At 72.6% G+C, this 14,123-nt stretch carries 17 protein-coding genes; 7 read left to right on the top strand and 10 right to left on the bottom strand.

Annotated features, from left to right (window positions below):
* Positions 1 to 12 precede the first annotated feature (12 nt).
* Entirely contained in the window at positions 13 to 897 is an 885-nt protein-coding gene (locus DT019_RS08135; protein ID WP_114035953.1) for an SDR family NAD(P)-dependent oxidoreductase, read from the bottom strand.
* Positions 898 to 899: 2 nt separating this feature from the next.
* Positions 900 to 1,697, bottom strand: a complete 798-nt coding sequence (locus tag DT019_RS08130; protein WP_114035952.1) for an acetoacetate decarboxylase family protein — start codon at positions 1,695 to 1,697, stop codon at positions 900 to 902.
* A 112-nt stretch (positions 1,698 to 1,809) separates the two neighbouring features.
* Between DT019_RS08130 and DT019_RS08125 the strand changes: the two genes are divergently transcribed.
* From DT019_RS08125 to DT019_RS08100, 6 genes are all read left to right on the top strand, one after another.
* Positions 1,810 to 2,520, top strand: coding sequence for a TetR/AcrR family transcriptional regulator (locus DT019_RS08125; protein ID WP_114035951.1), 711 nt, complete (start codon positions 1,810 to 1,812; stop codon positions 2,518 to 2,520).
* 87 nt (positions 2,521 to 2,607) lie between these two features.
* Entirely contained in the window at positions 2,608 to 3,588 is a 981-nt protein-coding gene (locus tag DT019_RS08120) for a DEDDh family exonuclease (RefSeq protein ID WP_114035950.1), read from the top strand.
* 53 nt (positions 3,589 to 3,641) lie between these two features.
* A complete protein-coding gene (locus DT019_RS08115; RefSeq protein ID WP_114036065.1) occupies positions 3,642 to 3,875 on the top strand; it encodes a hypothetical protein in 234 nt (77 codons plus the stop codon).
* A gap of 58 nt (positions 3,876 to 3,933) precedes the next feature.
* Positions 3,934 to 4,722 (top strand): SURF1 family protein, encoded by a 789-nt coding sequence (locus DT019_RS08110; RefSeq protein WP_114035949.1) that lies wholly within the window; start codon positions 3,934 to 3,936, stop codon positions 4,720 to 4,722.
* A 30-nt stretch (positions 4,723 to 4,752) separates the two neighbouring features.
* Positions 4,753 to 6,561 (top strand): glycoside hydrolase family 15 protein, encoded by a 1,809-nt coding sequence (locus DT019_RS08105; RefSeq protein WP_114035948.1) that lies wholly within the window; start codon positions 4,753 to 4,755, stop codon positions 6,559 to 6,561.
* Positions 6,562 to 6,565: 4 nt separating this feature from the next.
* The gene (locus DT019_RS08100; RefSeq protein ID WP_114035947.1) at positions 6,566 to 7,321 is read left to right on the top strand and encodes an SDR family oxidoreductase; all 756 of its coding nucleotides are present in this window, start codon (positions 6,566 to 6,568) and stop codon (positions 7,319 to 7,321) included.
* Positions 7,322 to 7,709: 388 nt separating this feature from the next.
* Here DT019_RS08100 and amaP read toward each other — a convergent pair whose 3' ends face one another.
* Genes amaP through DT019_RS08075 form a run of 5 tightly spaced genes read right to left on the bottom strand, consistent with a single transcriptional unit; the run spans position 7,710 to position 10,083 of the window.
* A complete protein-coding gene (amaP, locus tag DT019_RS08095; RefSeq protein WP_114035946.1) occupies positions 7,710 to 8,288 on the bottom strand; it encodes an alkaline shock response membrane anchor protein AmaP in 579 nt (192 codons plus the stop codon).
* A gap of 3 nt (positions 8,289 to 8,291) precedes the next feature.
* Entirely contained in the window at positions 8,292 to 8,984 is a 693-nt protein-coding gene (locus tag DT019_RS08090; RefSeq protein WP_114035945.1) for a DUF6286 domain-containing protein, read from the bottom strand.
* On the bottom strand, positions 8,981 to 9,331 hold the full coding sequence (locus tag DT019_RS08085; RefSeq protein ID WP_114035944.1) for an iron-sulfur cluster assembly protein: 351 nt from the start codon (positions 9,329 to 9,331) through the stop codon (positions 8,981 to 8,983). The genes DT019_RS08090 and DT019_RS08085 overlap by 4 nt, the downstream gene beginning before the upstream one ends.
* Before the next feature lie 3 nt (positions 9,332 to 9,334).
* Entirely contained in the window at positions 9,335 to 9,526 is a 192-nt protein-coding gene (locus tag DT019_RS08080; RefSeq protein ID WP_114035943.1) for a hypothetical protein, read from the bottom strand.
* 59 nt (positions 9,527 to 9,585) lie between these two features.
* Entirely contained in the window at positions 9,586 to 10,083 is a 498-nt protein-coding gene (locus tag DT019_RS08075) for an Asp23/Gls24 family envelope stress response protein (RefSeq protein ID WP_114035942.1), read from the bottom strand.
* 86 nt (positions 10,084 to 10,169) lie between these two features.
* On the opposite strand from DT019_RS08075, the gene DT019_RS08070 reads away from it, so the two are divergent.
* Entirely contained in the window at positions 10,170 to 10,838 is a 669-nt protein-coding gene (locus DT019_RS08070; RefSeq protein WP_189389248.1) for a hypothetical protein, read from the top strand.
* A gap of 72 nt (positions 10,839 to 10,910) precedes the next feature.
* Here DT019_RS08070 and DT019_RS08065 read toward each other — a convergent pair whose 3' ends face one another.
* The 3 genes from DT019_RS08065 to DT019_RS08055 form a co-directional block, all read right to left on the bottom strand.
* Positions 10,911 to 11,711, bottom strand: a complete 801-nt coding sequence (locus DT019_RS08065; protein WP_114035940.1) for an enoyl-CoA hydratase/isomerase family protein — start codon at positions 11,709 to 11,711, stop codon at positions 10,911 to 10,913.
* A 148-nt stretch (positions 11,712 to 11,859) separates the two neighbouring features.
* Positions 11,860 to 12,081 carry a helix-turn-helix domain-containing protein gene (locus DT019_RS08060; protein ID WP_006123601.1) on the bottom strand — a complete coding sequence of 74 codons (222 nt, stop codon included), beginning with the start codon at positions 12,079 to 12,081 and terminating at the stop codon, positions 11,860 to 11,862.
* A gap of 376 nt (positions 12,082 to 12,457) precedes the next feature.
* Positions 12,458 to 14,056 carry an ABC-F family ATP-binding cassette domain-containing protein gene (locus DT019_RS08055; RefSeq protein ID WP_114035939.1) on the bottom strand — a complete coding sequence of 533 codons (1,599 nt, stop codon included), beginning with the start codon at positions 14,054 to 14,056 and terminating at the stop codon, positions 12,458 to 12,460.
* Positions 14,057 to 14,123: the final 67 nt, after the last annotated feature.

The following is a 14,123-nucleotide window of genomic DNA, read 5'->3' as shown; positions in this document are numbered from 1 at the left end:
GCGGGTCCCTCGTCAGTCCAGAATGAAGCTTTCCAGGTACGCCGGGTTCGCCCGGTCGAGCATCGACCGCGAGCGCGCCCTGATCTGCCGGTCGCTGTGCTCGCTCGCGGGCAGCATCCAGAACCGGTCGGCCCGGATCCCGTCGACGACCTCCTCGGCGACGGCCTCGACCGGGGTGAACTCGATCTCCTGGCCGGCCGCCCGCATGGCCGCCTCCCACTGGTCGAGGCTGCGGTAGGGGGTCCTGCGAGGCCGCTCCTTGGCGTACCGCTCGGGCCGGTTGCGGTGCGACTCCCACAGTCCGGTGCGCAGCATGTGCGGCCCGGGGAAGAGCACCGAGGCGCCGATCGGGACGCCCTCGGCCTTCAGGTGCGCGTACAGGGACTCGGTCATCGTGACGACGGCCGACTTGGTGACGGCGTAGACGGACGCGGTCGGCAGCGGGGCGATCCCGCCGTCACCGGAGGAGGTGTTGACGATCCGGCCCGGCTCGCCGCCCGCGATCATGCGGGGCACGAAGGCCTGGATGCCGTGGAAGACGCCCCACACGTTGACCGCGAAGGCCCACTTCCAGTCGTTGACCTCGTGCTCCCACATGCGGCCCTCGGCGCCGGAGCCGACCCCGGCGTTGTTGCACAGGACGTGCACGGCGCCGAAGGTCTCGTACGCGGCGTCGGCGAGGGCGAGCACCGAGTCCCGCTCGCTGACGTCGACCGGGTGGGCCAGCACCTGCGCCCCGTCCTCGCGCAGCTGCCCCGCGGCCTTCTCCAGGGCGCCCTCCTCGACGTCGGCGAGGACGACCCTGAGCCCCTCGGCGGCGAACCGCCGGGCCATCGCGAGCCCGATTCCGCTCGCCGCCCCGGTGACGACGGCGACCTGCCCCTGCCTCAGCTCCATGGTCAGACGCTCCCCTCGGGCGGCCCGTCGAGGATCTGCCGGGGGTCGTCGTAGCGCTGGTGGATGTACGGCAACAGGGCCTGCGCGCTGACCCGTTCGACCACCGTGCCCTTCTGGTCGGTGGTCTTCTCGCCGATGGTGATCTCCACGACGCGGCGCACCGGAAGGTCGGCGACGGGGTCGTACATCGACTCGCGCAGCACCACGTCGCCGGTGATCCGCTCCAGTTTGCGCACCTTCTCGTTGCGTACGCAGTGGACGAGGACGGGGTCGGCGTCGAAGCCCTCGCCGTCGACGGCCGGGAGGAACTTGAAGTAGAAGTCGGTCTTCCGGGTGGGCCCGGGCAGGGGCAGCGGGCCGTCGACGGCGCCCCGCACCTCCACGAACGCGATCTGGTGCCGGGCCAGCGAGGCCCGGACGACCAGGCCGTCGCGCTCGACGGCCACCTCGCCGAGCTTCTTCGGCTCGCCGAACACCTCGCGCCCGCCGATCAGGGCCCGCTCGTGCGTCATCGGCATGACGAGCGGATACCAGCCCTCCTGCCCGTCGTGCACGGCGGCGACCGCCACCGAGCCCGCCCCGAGCGGATAGCCGGGCAGGTCGACCTTGCTGATGTTGGCCCGCACCAGCGGGCGTTCGGCGGGTTTGAGCGGTGGGGGCAGCACGGCCGCGACCGCGTCGGGGTCGCTCTCCCAGACCGCCACCACTCCGGTCGACCAGATGTCGGGGAGCTTGGAGCTCGCGGAGCGCGCGGCCTGTATCTCGGCCTCGGTGCGCGCCCCGTACCGTACGCGTGCCATGTCGTACCGCCCTTCGGGGACTGTTCTCTTCCGGGGGTCTGTAACAGAGTTACACCGCCCTCGATGAAGGGTAAAGAGGCTTGCGGACACCAAAATTGACGGAGCATCAGGTATGACAACGCGCGCACCGCTCACCCGCGAGGAGATCCTGGCCGCGGCCGGCGTCCTGGTCAGGCAGCACGGCCCGGCCGCCCTCACCATGCGCAAACTCGCCGCCGAACTCGGCACCGCGGTCACCTCGATCTACTGGCACGTCGGCAACCGCGAGTCGCTCCTGGACGCGCTGGTCGAGCGGACCGTCGAGGAGCTCGGCGAGATCAGACCGCGCGGGCGCACCCCGGCCGCGCGCGTGGTGTCGGTGGCCCGCGCCCTGCGCCGCGAGCTGCGCGCGCGCCCGCACCTGATCGCGATGGTCCACGAACGCGGCCTGACCGAGCGGATGTTCCTGCCTGCCCAGCAGGCCCTGGTCCGCGAGGTGCACGCGGCGGGCCTGCGCGGCGCCCGGGCCGCCCAGGCGGTGCGGGCCGTCCAGTTCCAGGTCGTGGGGTACGTCCTGGTCGAGCGCAACCGGGAGCGCGCGCCGGTCCAGCACCCGGCCGAGGACGAGCTGTGGGACCCCGCCACGGCCGGACCCGACCCTGCGCTCGCCCGCGCACTGGCCGCACCGGTGGACCAGGAGCGGCTGTTCACGGACTCGGTACGGGCGCTCGTGACGGGGCTGCTGGCCGGGGCGATGGACGAGGAGCCCCGCGAGGTACACGGAGGGGTGGCTTCCCCCAAGGCACCCCGGGGCCCCGAATCGGCTGATTCCAGGACCAGTTGACGCCCTCGCACCGGTGGCGACCGGCCACCGGCCCCCGCTCGGACACCCGGCCCCGGCCCGGAGTGTCAGTCTCGCCCCGTATTCTCTGTGACCATGCTCGACGACCTGACGACAGCAGCGACGTGGCCGGCCGCCTACCCACCGGGGTACGCGGTCGTCGACGTGGAGACCACCGGCCTCGCCCGCGACGACCGGATAATCTCGGCTGCCGTCTACCGGCTCGACGCGCAGGGCAACGTCGAGGACCACTGGTACACGCTGGTCAACCCCGAGCGCGACCCGGGCCCGGTGTGGATCCACGGGCTGACCAGTGACGTCCTGGAAGGGGCGCCGCTCTTCCCGGACATCGCCGAGGAGTTCGCGGCCCGGCTCGACGGCCGCGTCCTGGTCGCGCACAACGCGATCTTCGACTGGCAGATGATCGCGCGTGAGTACGCGCGGGCCGAGCGCACCGCGCCGGTCAAGCAGCGGCTGTGCACCATCGCCCTGTCCAAGGAGCTCGCGCTGCCGCTGCCCAACCACAAACTGGAGTCGCTCGCCGCGCACTACGGCGTCGTGCAGCAGCGCGCCCACCACGCGCTGGACGACGCGCGGGTGCTCGCCGAGGCGTTCCGCCCGAGCCTGCACGCGGCCGCGGCCGGCGGGGTGCGCCTCCCGCTGCTCGAATGCCGCCCGCTCACCGAGTGGACGGACTCCCCCGCGCGGCCCCGCATCGGCTACCAGGCCTCCTACCGCGGCGGCTCGGGCACCTGGCGGGCCTCGCGCAAGCGCCCCGCCTGCCCGCACCCCAACCCCGGGCGCTACGAGCCGGACCGGCCGCTGAAGCAGGGCATGCGGGTGGCGTTCTCGGGGGACACCTCCGTCGACCGGGAGCTCCTGGAGGACCGGGCGATCGAGGCGGGTCTGCACGTGGCGACCAGTGTGTCGCGGCTCACCAGCCTGCTGGTCACCAACGATCCGGACTCGGCCACCTCCAAGACGGTCAAGGCGAAGTCCTTCGGCACCCCGGTCGTCGACGAGGCCGCCTTCACCCAGCTCCTGCGGGACGTGGCACCGGCAGACGGGTGAGTGCCGGGCGCGGCGCCCACCGCGCGCGCCGCGCACCCCCCACCCTGTGGCGCATGGCACGTTGCGAGGTCTGCGGAAACGACTACGGGATGTCCTTCGAGGTGCACGCGCAGGGCGCGGTGCACGTCTTCGACTGCTTCTCGTGCGCCATCCACCGCATGGCGCCCATCTGTGAACACTGCCGGGTCCAGATCATCGGCCAGGGGGTCGAGGTCGAGGGCGCGTGGTACTGCGGAGCGCACTGCGCCCGCGCCGAGGGAAAGGCGGGCATCGTCGACAAGGTCTGACCCTCACCCGCTCCACCCCCCTCGGCGCACCCCGTGGCCCGAGTTGTACGGTCATGGGGTGTACCGCTTCCTGTTGTCCCGGCAGTGGGTGCTCGTCACCCTCCTGGCCCTCGCCCTCATCCCCACGATGATCGAGCTGGGCTTCTGGCAGCTGCACCGCCACGAGCACAAGGTCGCGCAGAACACGCTCATCGCCGACAACCTCAAGGCCAAGCCGGTCCCGGTGACCGACCTCACCTCGCCGGGCCACACCGTCCCGCGTTCGGACTACTGGCGCCAGGTCACCGCCACCGGCACCTACGACCCCGCGCACGAGGTCGTCGTACGGCGCAGGACCGCGGCCGACGGCCGGGTCGGCTACCACGTGCTCACCCCGTTCGTCCTGGACGGCGGCCCGACCGTGCTGATCAACCGGGGCTGGATCGCCGACAACGGCAACCAGACGGACTTCCCGAAGATCCCCGCGCCGCCCGCGGGCAGGGTCACGGTCACCGGCCGGCTGATGGCCGACCAGACGACCGCGGCCAGCGGCATCAAGGACGTCAAGGGCCTGCCGCCGCGCCAGGTGATGCTGATCAGCAGCGCCCAGCAGGCCAAGGCGCTGGGCCGTACGGTGCTCGGCGGCTACATCGAGCAGACCGCCCCCGCCACGCCCGACAACTCCCCCGAGCTGATCCCGGCCCCCGACGACAGCTCGATCGGCCCGCACATGGCGTACGCCGTTCAGTGGTGGCTCTTCTCGGCCGCGGTGCCGGTCGGCTGGTTCATCCTCGTACGGCGCGAGAAGCGGGACCGGGAAGCCGCGGCGGCCCAGCCCGCGGCCGCGCCCGAACCCGCGGCTGCTTAGCGGATTGCCCGGCCGGGAACACGCCATGGCGTGACCCCACGTACTCAACGCATCGAGGACTACGCCCTCATCGGCGACCTCCAGACCGCGGCCCTGGTCGGGCTCGACGGATCGATCGACTGGCTCTGTCTGCCCCGCTTCGACTCCGCGGCCTGCTTCGCGGCGCTGCTCGGTGACGAGAACAACGGCCACTGGCGGATCGCCCCGGCCGAGGCGGGCCACGCGGGACGGTGCACCCGGCGCGCCTATCTGGAGGACACCCTCGTCCTGGAGACGTTCTGGGAGACCCGCACCGGCACGGTGAAGGTCATCGACTTCATGCCCCAGCGCGACCAGGCCCCCGATGTCGTACGCATCGTGGAGGGTCTCAGCGGGACCGTCGAGATGGACGCCGTCCTGCGGCTGCGGTTCGACTACGGCCACGTGGTGCCCTGGATGCGGCGCGCCGACGGCCACCGGGTGGCGATCGCCGGCCCCGACTCGGTCTGGCTGCGCAGCGACCCCGACGTCAAGACGTGGGGCCAGCACATGAGCACGCGCTCGTCGTTCACCGTCGGCGAGGGGGAGCAGGTGGCGTTCGTCCTCACCTGGCACGCCTCGCACCGGCCCCGCCCCGACCTCGTGGACCCGTACGAATCCCTGGAGCAGTCGCTCGCCGACTGGCGGGAGTGGGCGGGCCGCTGCCGCTACCAGGGCCCCTACCGGGACGCCGTGATCCGCTCCCTGATCACCCTCAAGGCCCTCACCTACGCCCCCACCGGCGGCATCGTGGCGGCCGCCACCACCTCGCTGCCCGAGGAGATCGGCGGCGTACGCAACTGGGACTACCGCTACTGCTGGCTGCGCGACTCCACCCTCACCCTCGAAGCGCTCCTGTCGGCGGGCTATCTGGAGGAGGCCGCCGACTGGCGGGACTGGCTGCTGCGCGCCGTCGCGGGCGACCCGGCCGACCTCCAGATCATGTACGGACTCGCGGGCGAGCGCCGGCTCCCCGAGACCGAACTCCCCTGGCTCAAGGGCCACTTGGGGTCCACTCCGGTACGGATCGGCAACGCGGCCGTCGAGCAGCTCCAGCTCGACGTGTACGGGGAGGTCATCGACTCGCTCCACCTGGCGCGCAACGCGGGCCTCAAGAGCGAGTCGCACGCCTGGAACCTCCAGCTCAGCCTGCTCGGCTTCCTGGAGGCACGATGGCGCGAGCCGGACGAGGGGGTGTGGGAGGTGCGCGGGCCGCGCCGGCACTTCGTCCACTCGAAGGTCATGGCCTGGGTCGCCGCGGACCGCGCGGTGCGCACCCTGGAGGCCGAGCCCGGGTTGCGCGGCGCGGCCGGGCGCTGGCGCAAGATGCGCGACGAGGTGCACCGGGAGGTGTGCGAGAAGGGCTACGACCCGGTCCGCAACACCTTCACCCAGGCGTACGGCTCGCGCGAACTGGACGCGGCGACCCTGCTGATCCCCCGCGTCGGCTTCCTGCCGCCGGACGACCCGCGGGTGGTGGGCACCGTCGACGCGGTGCGGGCCGAGCTCGGCCTGCACGGCTTCGTACGCCGCTACAGCACCGACGGCACCACCGTGGACGGCCTGCCCGGCGACGAGGGCACCTTCCTGGTGTGCTCGTTCTGGCTCGCGGACGCGCTGCGTCTGACCGGCCGCGAGGAGGAGGCCCGGGAACTCTTCGAGCGGCTCCTCGCGCTCCGCAACGACGTGGGGCTGCTCGCCGAGGAGTACGACCCGGTGGCCCGGCGCCAGCTCGGCAACTTCCCGCAGGCCTTCAGCCACATCGGGCTCGTCGCCACCGCCTGTGCCCTGGAGCCGGAGTGCGAGAAGGGGGCAGGATAGACGCATGGATCTTGGACTGAAGGACCGCGTGTACATCGTCACCGGGGCCTCGCGGGGTCTCGGCCTGGCGGCCGCCTCCGCGCTCGTCGCGGACGGGGCGAAGGCCGTCATCACCGGGCGCGACGAGAAGACCCTGAAGGAGGCCGCGGCCGAACTCGGCCCGGGCGCCTTCCCGGTGACCTCCGACAACGCCGACCCCGCGGCGGCGGCCCGGCTGATCGCCGCCGCCCGCGAACACTTCGGGCGCTTCGACGGCGTGCTCATCAGTGTGGGCGGGCCCGCACCGGGGTTCGTCGCGGACAACACCGACGAGCAGTGGCAGTCCGCCTTCGAGTCGGTCTTCCTCGGCGCGGTCCGCATCGCCCGGACGGCGGCCGACGAACTCGACACGGGCGGCGTGATCGGCTTCGTCCTCTCCGCCTCCGTCCACGAGCCGATCCCCGGGCTCACCATCTCCAACGGCCTGCGCCCGGGCCTCGCGGGCTTCGCCAAGTCGCTGGCCGACGAGGTGGGGCCGCGCGGCATCCGCGTGGTCGGGCTCGCGCCGTCCCGCATCGACACGGACCGGGTGCGCCAGCTCGACGAGCTCTCCGGCGACGCGGAGGCGACCCGTGCGGGGCACGAGGCCCGCATTCCGCTGCGGCGCTACGGGACGCCGGAGGAGTTCGGGCGGGTGGCGGCGTTTCTGCTCTCGCCCGCGGCGTCGTATCTGACCGGCATCGTGCTGCCGGTGGACGGCGGCGCGCGCCACGGCTTCTGACCCCGCGGCGTCCCTCACGTGCCGGGGGGCTGGGGGGCTTGAGGGGTCCCCTGGCGGGGGGCGCGGGCGACTTTCGCACAGTTCCCCGCGCCCCCGACTCCCCTTCGGCCTCAGACCGTGCACGGTTGCTCGCGCAGTTCCCCGCGCCCCCGACCCCCCTTCGGCCTCGGACCGTGCACGGTTGCTCGCGCAGTTCCCCGCGCCCCTGGGCGGTGCTGGTGCTGGCCAGCAGGGGCATCTTTAGCCCGTCCGGCGATTGAGGACGAGCGCCCTTTAGGCGCGAAGGGGGTCTGGGGCGGAGCCCCAGGTAGCAGGACGATCAGCCGCAGCCGAACGAAGACCCCCGGAGGGTCTCGGGGAGGGGCGGGGTGGGGGGGGAACTCCGCGCTCAACTGACGCGCCGCGCCCGGTGCTTGACCGCCCGCAGACGAACCTCCGCGGGCAGCTCCGCAAGGCCCGCGGAGTCCCGCGCATGGGCCAGCACCTCACCCGAGAGCCGCGCAAGCGCCCCCGCGGGCTGCGCATGCGGCTCCAGGAGCAGTGAGACCCGCGCGGCGGGGGCGGCCCGGCGTCCGACCAGGACGACCTGGGCCCGGGACACCCCGTCGAGCCCCTCGGCCTCCCCGCAGAGGACCGCCTCCAGAGCCCGGCCCCGCAGCAGCGCGCCCTCGCCGTCGCCGGAGTCAACCAGGACCTCGGCGAGCCGGGCCCGGCGCAGCTGGGCGAGCAGCCACCACAGCGCGAGCAGGACGACCAGCGCCAGGACGGCGATGACCACCGGCCACCACCAGCCCTGGTCGTGCCAGTGGTCCCGGCGGGACCTGCTCAGGAGGACGTCGCTCCTGCCGCGCCACGGCCACCACGAGGGCACGTCGAGGCCCAGCCCGGCGGCGAGCGCCGCACCGCCCGCGAGGAACAGCACGAGCCCGACGAGGCCGAGCACCACCCGGTTGACGGTTCGCAGCATGGCTCAGCCCTTCCGTACCGGGCGGCTCACGTGGACCGCGAGCCCGGGCGGCCCGGCAAGGCCCAGCTCCCGGATGCCCGCGCCCAGCGCCGCGTCCAAGTCGGCCCGTACGTCGTCGAGTTCACGGAAGTGCGACAGGGCGCGCACCACGACCCGGGTGCGCCCCATGCGCACCCGTGCCGACTGGACACCCGCCACTTCCATCGCCCGGTCACGCAGTACGAGCGCCGCCGCGGCCCGGTCGAGTCCGGCGCGCACGGCCGCGGATTCGCGCCGCATCGGCAGGATGCTCCGCAGTCCCGGCGTGAGGGCGAGCGCGATCAGCCAGAGGCCGATCAACGCCACCGCGCCCGCGCCCGCGAGCACCGCCACGTCGTCGACGGGGTGGCCCGCCAGCCAGTCGGCGAGCCGGACCCGCCAGCGCATCGCATGGCGGTGGGCGCGTACGGCGGCGATGTCGTAGAGCAAGAGGCCGGACACGGCCAGCACCACCGCCGCGAGCAGCCCCGCGGGCACCCGGCATACCGACCAGAACCGGCCGGCCCTGCCACCGTCGCCCTCGGCGAGGACGGGTACGGGGTCGTAGTCGGCGGCGGAGGCCGACTGGTCGAGCCCCGAGGCGCCCGCCGGATCGGCGCTCTGCTCGATCACGGGCAGCCGCTGCGTGCTGTTGTCGCCTTCGTGCGGCTGGCTCATCGGATCCTCCCCCGGTCCGCCGCGCCCGCGCCGGCCGCGTGCAGACGCTCGATCTGCACCGCCACTTCGGGCACCTCCATCCCCGCCAACGCCCTTACCCGCTCGGCGACTTGATGACGCACCGCCCGGCACTGGCCGCCCAGGTCCCCGGGGTAGCCGAGTTCGACACTGACCCGCACCCGGGCGGAATCCTGGTGCACGGTGACGGCCGCGTGCGGCGGGGCGCCGCCTTCGGGGATCTCGTCGAGCGCCTCCCTGGCCGCCTGCGCGGCGATCTTCGCGACGACCCGGTCGGCGATACGGGTGGCGCCGCGCTCGGCGGGTTCGATCCCTCCGGCCACCGCCATGGGTCAGCGCCGCCGGTCGCCGCGGTCACGGGGGCGGAAGAAGTCGCCGGGTTCGAGGTCGCCCTCCAGGAACCGGCCCACCACGAAGCCGATCGCGCCGAGCGCCGCGACCAGCAGGAATGCCCCGAAGCCGCCGAAGTATCCGGCGAAGCCGAGCGCCATGCCGGCCAGCAGGCCGACCACCGCCATGCCCATGCTGAGCTCCTCGGTCCGATGCGTTGCGAACGTTGCGATGCGGGGGAACGCCGTGCGGTCTACTGGAGCCGGGACTCCGGCTCCTCGTCCTCGTCGTCGGGCAGCTTCACATCGCTGACCGCGATGTTGACCTCGACGACTTCCAGCCCTGTCATCCGCTCGACGGCGGAGATGACGTTCTCCCGCACGTCGCGGGCGACTTCGGCGATCGACACGCCGTACTCGACGACGATTTCGAGGTCGAGCGCGGTCTGCACCTCGCCCACCTCGGCCTTCACCCCTCGGGTGACCGCCGACTTGCCGCCGGGCACGCGGTCCCTGACCGCTCCGAACGTACGGGAGAGGCCGCTGCCCATGGCGTGGACGCCCATGACGTCGCGGGCCGCGAGGCCGGCGATCTTCTCGACCACGCCGTCGGCGATGGTCGTACGGCCACGCCCTCCCGGATCGCCGCCGCCCCGCTTGGTGACCGATGTCTTCTTGGCCTGCTCGACCGCTTCGCCCGCCGGATCGCCGACGGGTGTGCCGGGCCGGCCGCGCTGTGAGGTGTCACTCATGACCGTTGTCCCTTCGCCTTGGACTCCATTGCCCACATTAAGTGCGGTTGCCCCGACTCGCGCCCGCGATGCGGCAGGCTGGAGCAATGACGGGTGACAGCTGGAGTTCCGCAGTACGCCGCAGGCTGGGGCTGGGCCGCCTGCTCGCGCTGGGTGGCCCTCAGGACGGCGTATGGGTGACCGAACGGGCGGCGGCCTCGGTCCTGGGGGCCGCGGCGGCGGCGCTGCCGGGGCTGGCGGTGACGTCCCTGCGGCTCGCCCCGGCCGCCCCGGAGGAAGGGGTCGAACCGGTGGTCCCGGCGCCGCCGACGGCCCTGCCGCCGGGACCCCTGCGCGTCTCGGCCGAACTCGCGGCCCTGGGCGGGCAGCCGCTGCCGGAGCTCACGGCGCGCCTGCGCGAGGCGCTGTTCACGGCGGCGGACGAACGGCTCGGCCTGGTCGTCTCGGACATCGACCTGTGGGTGACGGCGCTGCTCGACGCTCTCCCGGACCCCGCGTCCGGCGGTCCTGGGCCCAGCCCGGCGGGGCCTCCCGCGAGCGCGGCCGCCGCGGCCGCGCTCGCGACCCCGGGCGTCGCCCATCTGACGTCGGAGCTGGGCCCGCCGGTGGACACCGCGGGCGGCCATGTGCGGGTGGAGCTGGCGACCGCACCCGCCCGCCACCCGTTGGAGGTGGCGAGGGCGGTGCGCGCCGCGGTGGCACGGGCCGTGCCGGAGGCGGATTCGGTGGCCGTGCTGGTCACATGGGCCGGCTGACCTCCGGGGGCAGGCTCGGCCGGGGGCAGGCTCGGCCCACCCCGGGCATCCGGGTCCCGGAGGGCGACCGGTTCAGTCGGAGAGCCCGGCCAGGTCCCGCAGGCGACGGGCCTGGGCGGCGCGTTCGGCCACCCGCTGCTCCTCGTAGCCCCGCCCGCTCGCACCGCGCAGCAGCGCCTTGGTCTCGACCACGGCGTCACGCGGCGCGGCCAGCAGCGCGCCCGCCAAGTCCCTTACGGCGGAGTCGAGTTCGTCGGCGGGCACGGCGAGGTTGGCCAGGCCGACGCGCTCGGCCTCCTCGGCCCCCACGAAGCGGCCGGTGGCGCAGATTTCGAGCGCGCGGGCGTAGCCGACGAGTCCGACCAGCGGATGCGTGCCCGTCAGGTCGGGGACGAGCCCGAGGCTGGTCTCGCGCATGGCGAACTGCACGTCCTGGGCCACGACCCGCAGGTCACAGGCCAGGGCGAGCTGGAAACCGGCACCGATCGCGTGTCCCTGGACGGCCGCGATCGACACGATGTCGTTGCGGCGCCACCAGGTGAACGCCTCCTGGTACGCGGCGATCTCGGCGTCGAGCTCCTCGTCGGAGCCGCGCGCGAGATCGATGAACGAGGGCTCGCCGTCGAAGCCTTCGGGAGTGAAGGCCTGGCGGTCGAGGCCGGCGGAGAAGGACTTGCCCTCGCCGCGCAGCACGACGACACGAACGCTGCCCGGGAGCGACCGACCGGCTTGCGCCAACGCCCGCCACAGAGCGGGAGACTGGGCGTTGCGCTTGGCCGGGTTGGCCAGGGTCACCGTGGCGACCGCGTCGTCGACGGAGAGCCGGACGCCGTCCTTGTCGAATACCTCAGGTGCGGATGCGGACGTAGCCATGAAGCGCCTCCGGGTCAGTGGCCGTCATTGAATGACCGCGTCGGCGGTCATTAAGTGACTGCACAGTAACCACCCGGCCGACCGCAGGGCCGACCGGGTGGCCACCACTGGACCCGGTGGGCCACAGGAGCTGTCCGGAACTGCCTCGTCAGGCCGAGGCGGCCTTCTTGCCCCGTGTCGCTCCGCCGCGTCCACGGAGAGTGACCCCGGACTCGCTGAGCATCCGGTGGACGAATCCGTAGGACCGGCCGGTTTCCTCGGCCAGTGCCCGGATGCTCGCACCGGAGTCGTACTTCTTCTTCAGGTCTGCCGCGAGCTTGTCGCGCGCGGCGCCGGTTACCCGGCTGCCCTTCTTCAGAGTCTCGGCCACCCGTGCCTCCTCATGGGAAGTGCGCTCTGGACTTCTCATGATCACCCCTCTCGGGCTTCCTGGCCACCCATTCGGCAAGGTCCGTCCAACAAGCTTCCGGGCGCGGGCCGCCGTCCAGCGGGCCGGAATATCGCATTCCGGCTGGCCGGGGACATATCGCGAGACGAAAGTCGAGACGAAGCGCCAGGTCAGCGCTGTGTTCCGGGTCACACATGGAAAAAGGCCCGCCCCACAGGGGGCGAACCTTGATCCCGAACATGACACTCCGGGGTACGAGACGCACTCACTCAGATTGAGGATCACACGTGAGCCGAATGATCCATACGCAGTGGATCAGCGGATGGATCATGCACCGATCCGTCCCCGGAACCCCTCGTCAGGCGAGGGCGACCAGGTCCGCGTAGTCCGGGCCCCACAGGTCCTCGACGCCGTCCGGCAGCAGGATGATGCGCTCGGGCTGGAGCGCCTCGACGGCGCCCTCGTCGTGCGTGACCAGGACGACCGCGCCCTTGTAGGTGCGCAGCGCGCCCAGGATCTCCTCGCGGCTGGCCGGGTCGAGGTTGTTGGTGGGCTCGTCGAGCAGCAGCACGTTGGCGGACGAGACGACGAGGGTGGCGAGCGCCAGACGGGTCTTCTCACCGCCGGACAGGACCCCGGCGGGCTTGTCGACGTCGTCGCCGGAGAAGAGGAACGAGCCGAGCGTCTTGCGCACCTCGACGAGGTCCAGGTCCGGCGCGGAGGAGCGCATGTTCTCCAGGACCGTGCGGTCCGGGTCGAGCGTCTCGTGCTCCTGCGCGTAGTAGCCCATCTTCAGGCCGTGGCCCGGGGTGACCTCGCCGGTGTCGGGCTTCTCGGCCCCGGCGAGCAGCCGCAGCAGCGTGGTCTTTCCGGCGCCGTTCAGCCCGAGGATGACGACGCGCGAGCCCTTGTCGATGGCCAGGTCGACGTCGGTGAAGATCTCCAGCGACCCGTACGACTTCGACAGGCCCTCGGCGGTCAGCGGCGTCTTGCCGCACGGCGCGGGCTCGGGGAAGCGCAGCTTGGCGACCTTGTCCGAGACGCGGACCGCCTCCAGGCCGGAGAGCAGCCGCTCGGCGCGCTTGGCCATGTTCTGCGCGGCGACGGTCTTGGTGGCCTTGGCGCGCATCTTGTCGGCCTGCGAGTTGAGGGCCGCGGCCTTCTTCTCGGCGTTCTGGCGCTCGCGCTTGCGGCGCTTCTCGTCGGCCTCGCGCTGCTGCTGGTAGAGCTTCCAGCCCATGTTGTAGACGTCGATCTGGGCGCGGTTTGCGTCCAGGTAGAACACCTTGTTGACGACCGTCTCGACGAGGTCGACATCGTGGGAGATCACGATGAAGCCGCCGCGGTAGGTCTTGAGGTAGTCCCGCAGCCAGACGATCGAGTCGGCGTCGAGGTGGTTGGTCGGCTCGTCGAGGAGCAGGGTGTCGGCGTCCGAGAAGAGGATGCGGGCGAGCTCGATGCGGCGGCGCTGACCACCGGAGAGCGTGTGCAGGGGCTGACCGAGCACCCGGTCGGGCAGCCCGAGGGCCGCGGCGATGGTGGCGGCCTCGGCCTCGGCGGCGTACCCGCCCTTGGTGAGGAACTCGGTCTCCAGGCGCTCGTACTTCTTCATCGCCTTTTCGCGGGTGGCGCCCTTGCCGTTCGCCATGCGGTCCTCGTTCTCGCGCATCTTGCGCAGGACTTCGTCGAGGCCGCGGGCGGACAGGATGCGGTCGCGGGCGAGCACGTCGAGGTCGCCGGTGCGCGGGTCCTGCGGCAGATAGCCGACCTCGCCCGAGCTCGTGATGGTGCCGGCGGCCGGGATGCCCTCGCCTGCCAGGCACTTGGTGAGGGTGGTCTTGCCCGCGCCGTTGCGGCCAACGAGGCCGATGCGGTCGCCCTTGGCGACACGGAAGGACGCGGACTCGATGAGGACTCGGGCGCCGGCGCGCAGCTCGATGCCGGTGGCGGTGATCACGGAAAGACTCCAGGGCGGTGTGGACGGCGGACGGGAGGGGGCTCGCGGAGGTCGAGGCCGCCTAATG

This window comes from Streptomyces sp. SDr-06 (assembly GCF_003324565.1).
Taxonomy (GTDB): Bacteria; Actinomycetota; Actinomycetes; order Streptomycetales; family Streptomycetaceae; genus Streptomyces.
Note: the sequence above shows the minus strand (reverse complement) of the source record. Positions and strands in the feature narration are given on the sequence as shown.

What these genes read in the sequence shown, in the direction of transcription:
- DT019_RS08135 (WP_114035953.1), bottom strand. Translation starts at nt 897, where the DNA reads ATGGAGCTGAGGCAGGGGCAGGTCGCCGTCGTCACCGGGGCGGCGAGC.
- DT019_RS08130 (WP_114035952.1), bottom strand. Translation starts at nt 1,697, where the DNA reads ATGGCACGCGTACGGTACGGGGCGCGCACCGAGGCCGAGATACAGGCC.
- DT019_RS08125 (WP_114035951.1), top strand. Translation starts at nt 1,810, where the DNA reads ATGACAACGCGCGCACCGCTCACCCGCGAGGAGATCCTGGCCGCGGCC.
- DT019_RS08115 (WP_114036065.1), top strand. Translation starts at nt 3,642, where the DNA reads ATGGCACGTTGCGAGGTCTGCGGAAACGACTACGGGATGTCCTTCGAG.
- DT019_RS08100 (WP_114035947.1), top strand. Translation starts at nt 6,566, where the DNA reads ATGGATCTTGGACTGAAGGACCGCGTGTACATCGTCACCGGGGCCTCG.
- amaP (WP_114035946.1), bottom strand. Translation starts at nt 8,288, where the DNA reads ATGCTGCGAACCGTCAACCGGGTGGTGCTCGGCCTCGTCGGGCTCGTG.
- DT019_RS08090 (WP_114035945.1), bottom strand. Translation starts at nt 8,984, where the DNA reads ATGAGCCAGCCGCACGAAGGCGACAACAGCACGCAGCGGCTGCCCGTG.
- DT019_RS08085 (WP_114035944.1), bottom strand. Translation starts at nt 9,331, where the DNA reads ATGGCGGTGGCCGGAGGGATCGAACCCGCCGAGCGCGGCGCCACCCGT.
- DT019_RS08080 (WP_114035943.1), bottom strand. Translation starts at nt 9,526, where the DNA reads ATGGGCATGGCGGTGGTCGGCCTGCTGGCCGGCATGGCGCTCGGCTTC.
- DT019_RS08075 (WP_114035942.1), bottom strand. Translation starts at nt 10,083, where the DNA reads ATGAGTGACACCTCACAGCGCGGCCGGCCCGGCACACCCGTCGGCGAT.
- DT019_RS08070 (WP_189389248.1), top strand. Translation starts at nt 10,170, where the DNA reads ATGACGGGTGACAGCTGGAGTTCCGCAGTACGCCGCAGGCTGGGGCTG.
- DT019_RS08065 (WP_114035940.1), bottom strand. Translation starts at nt 11,711, where the DNA reads ATGGCTACGTCCGCATCCGCACCTGAGGTATTCGACAAGGACGGCGTC.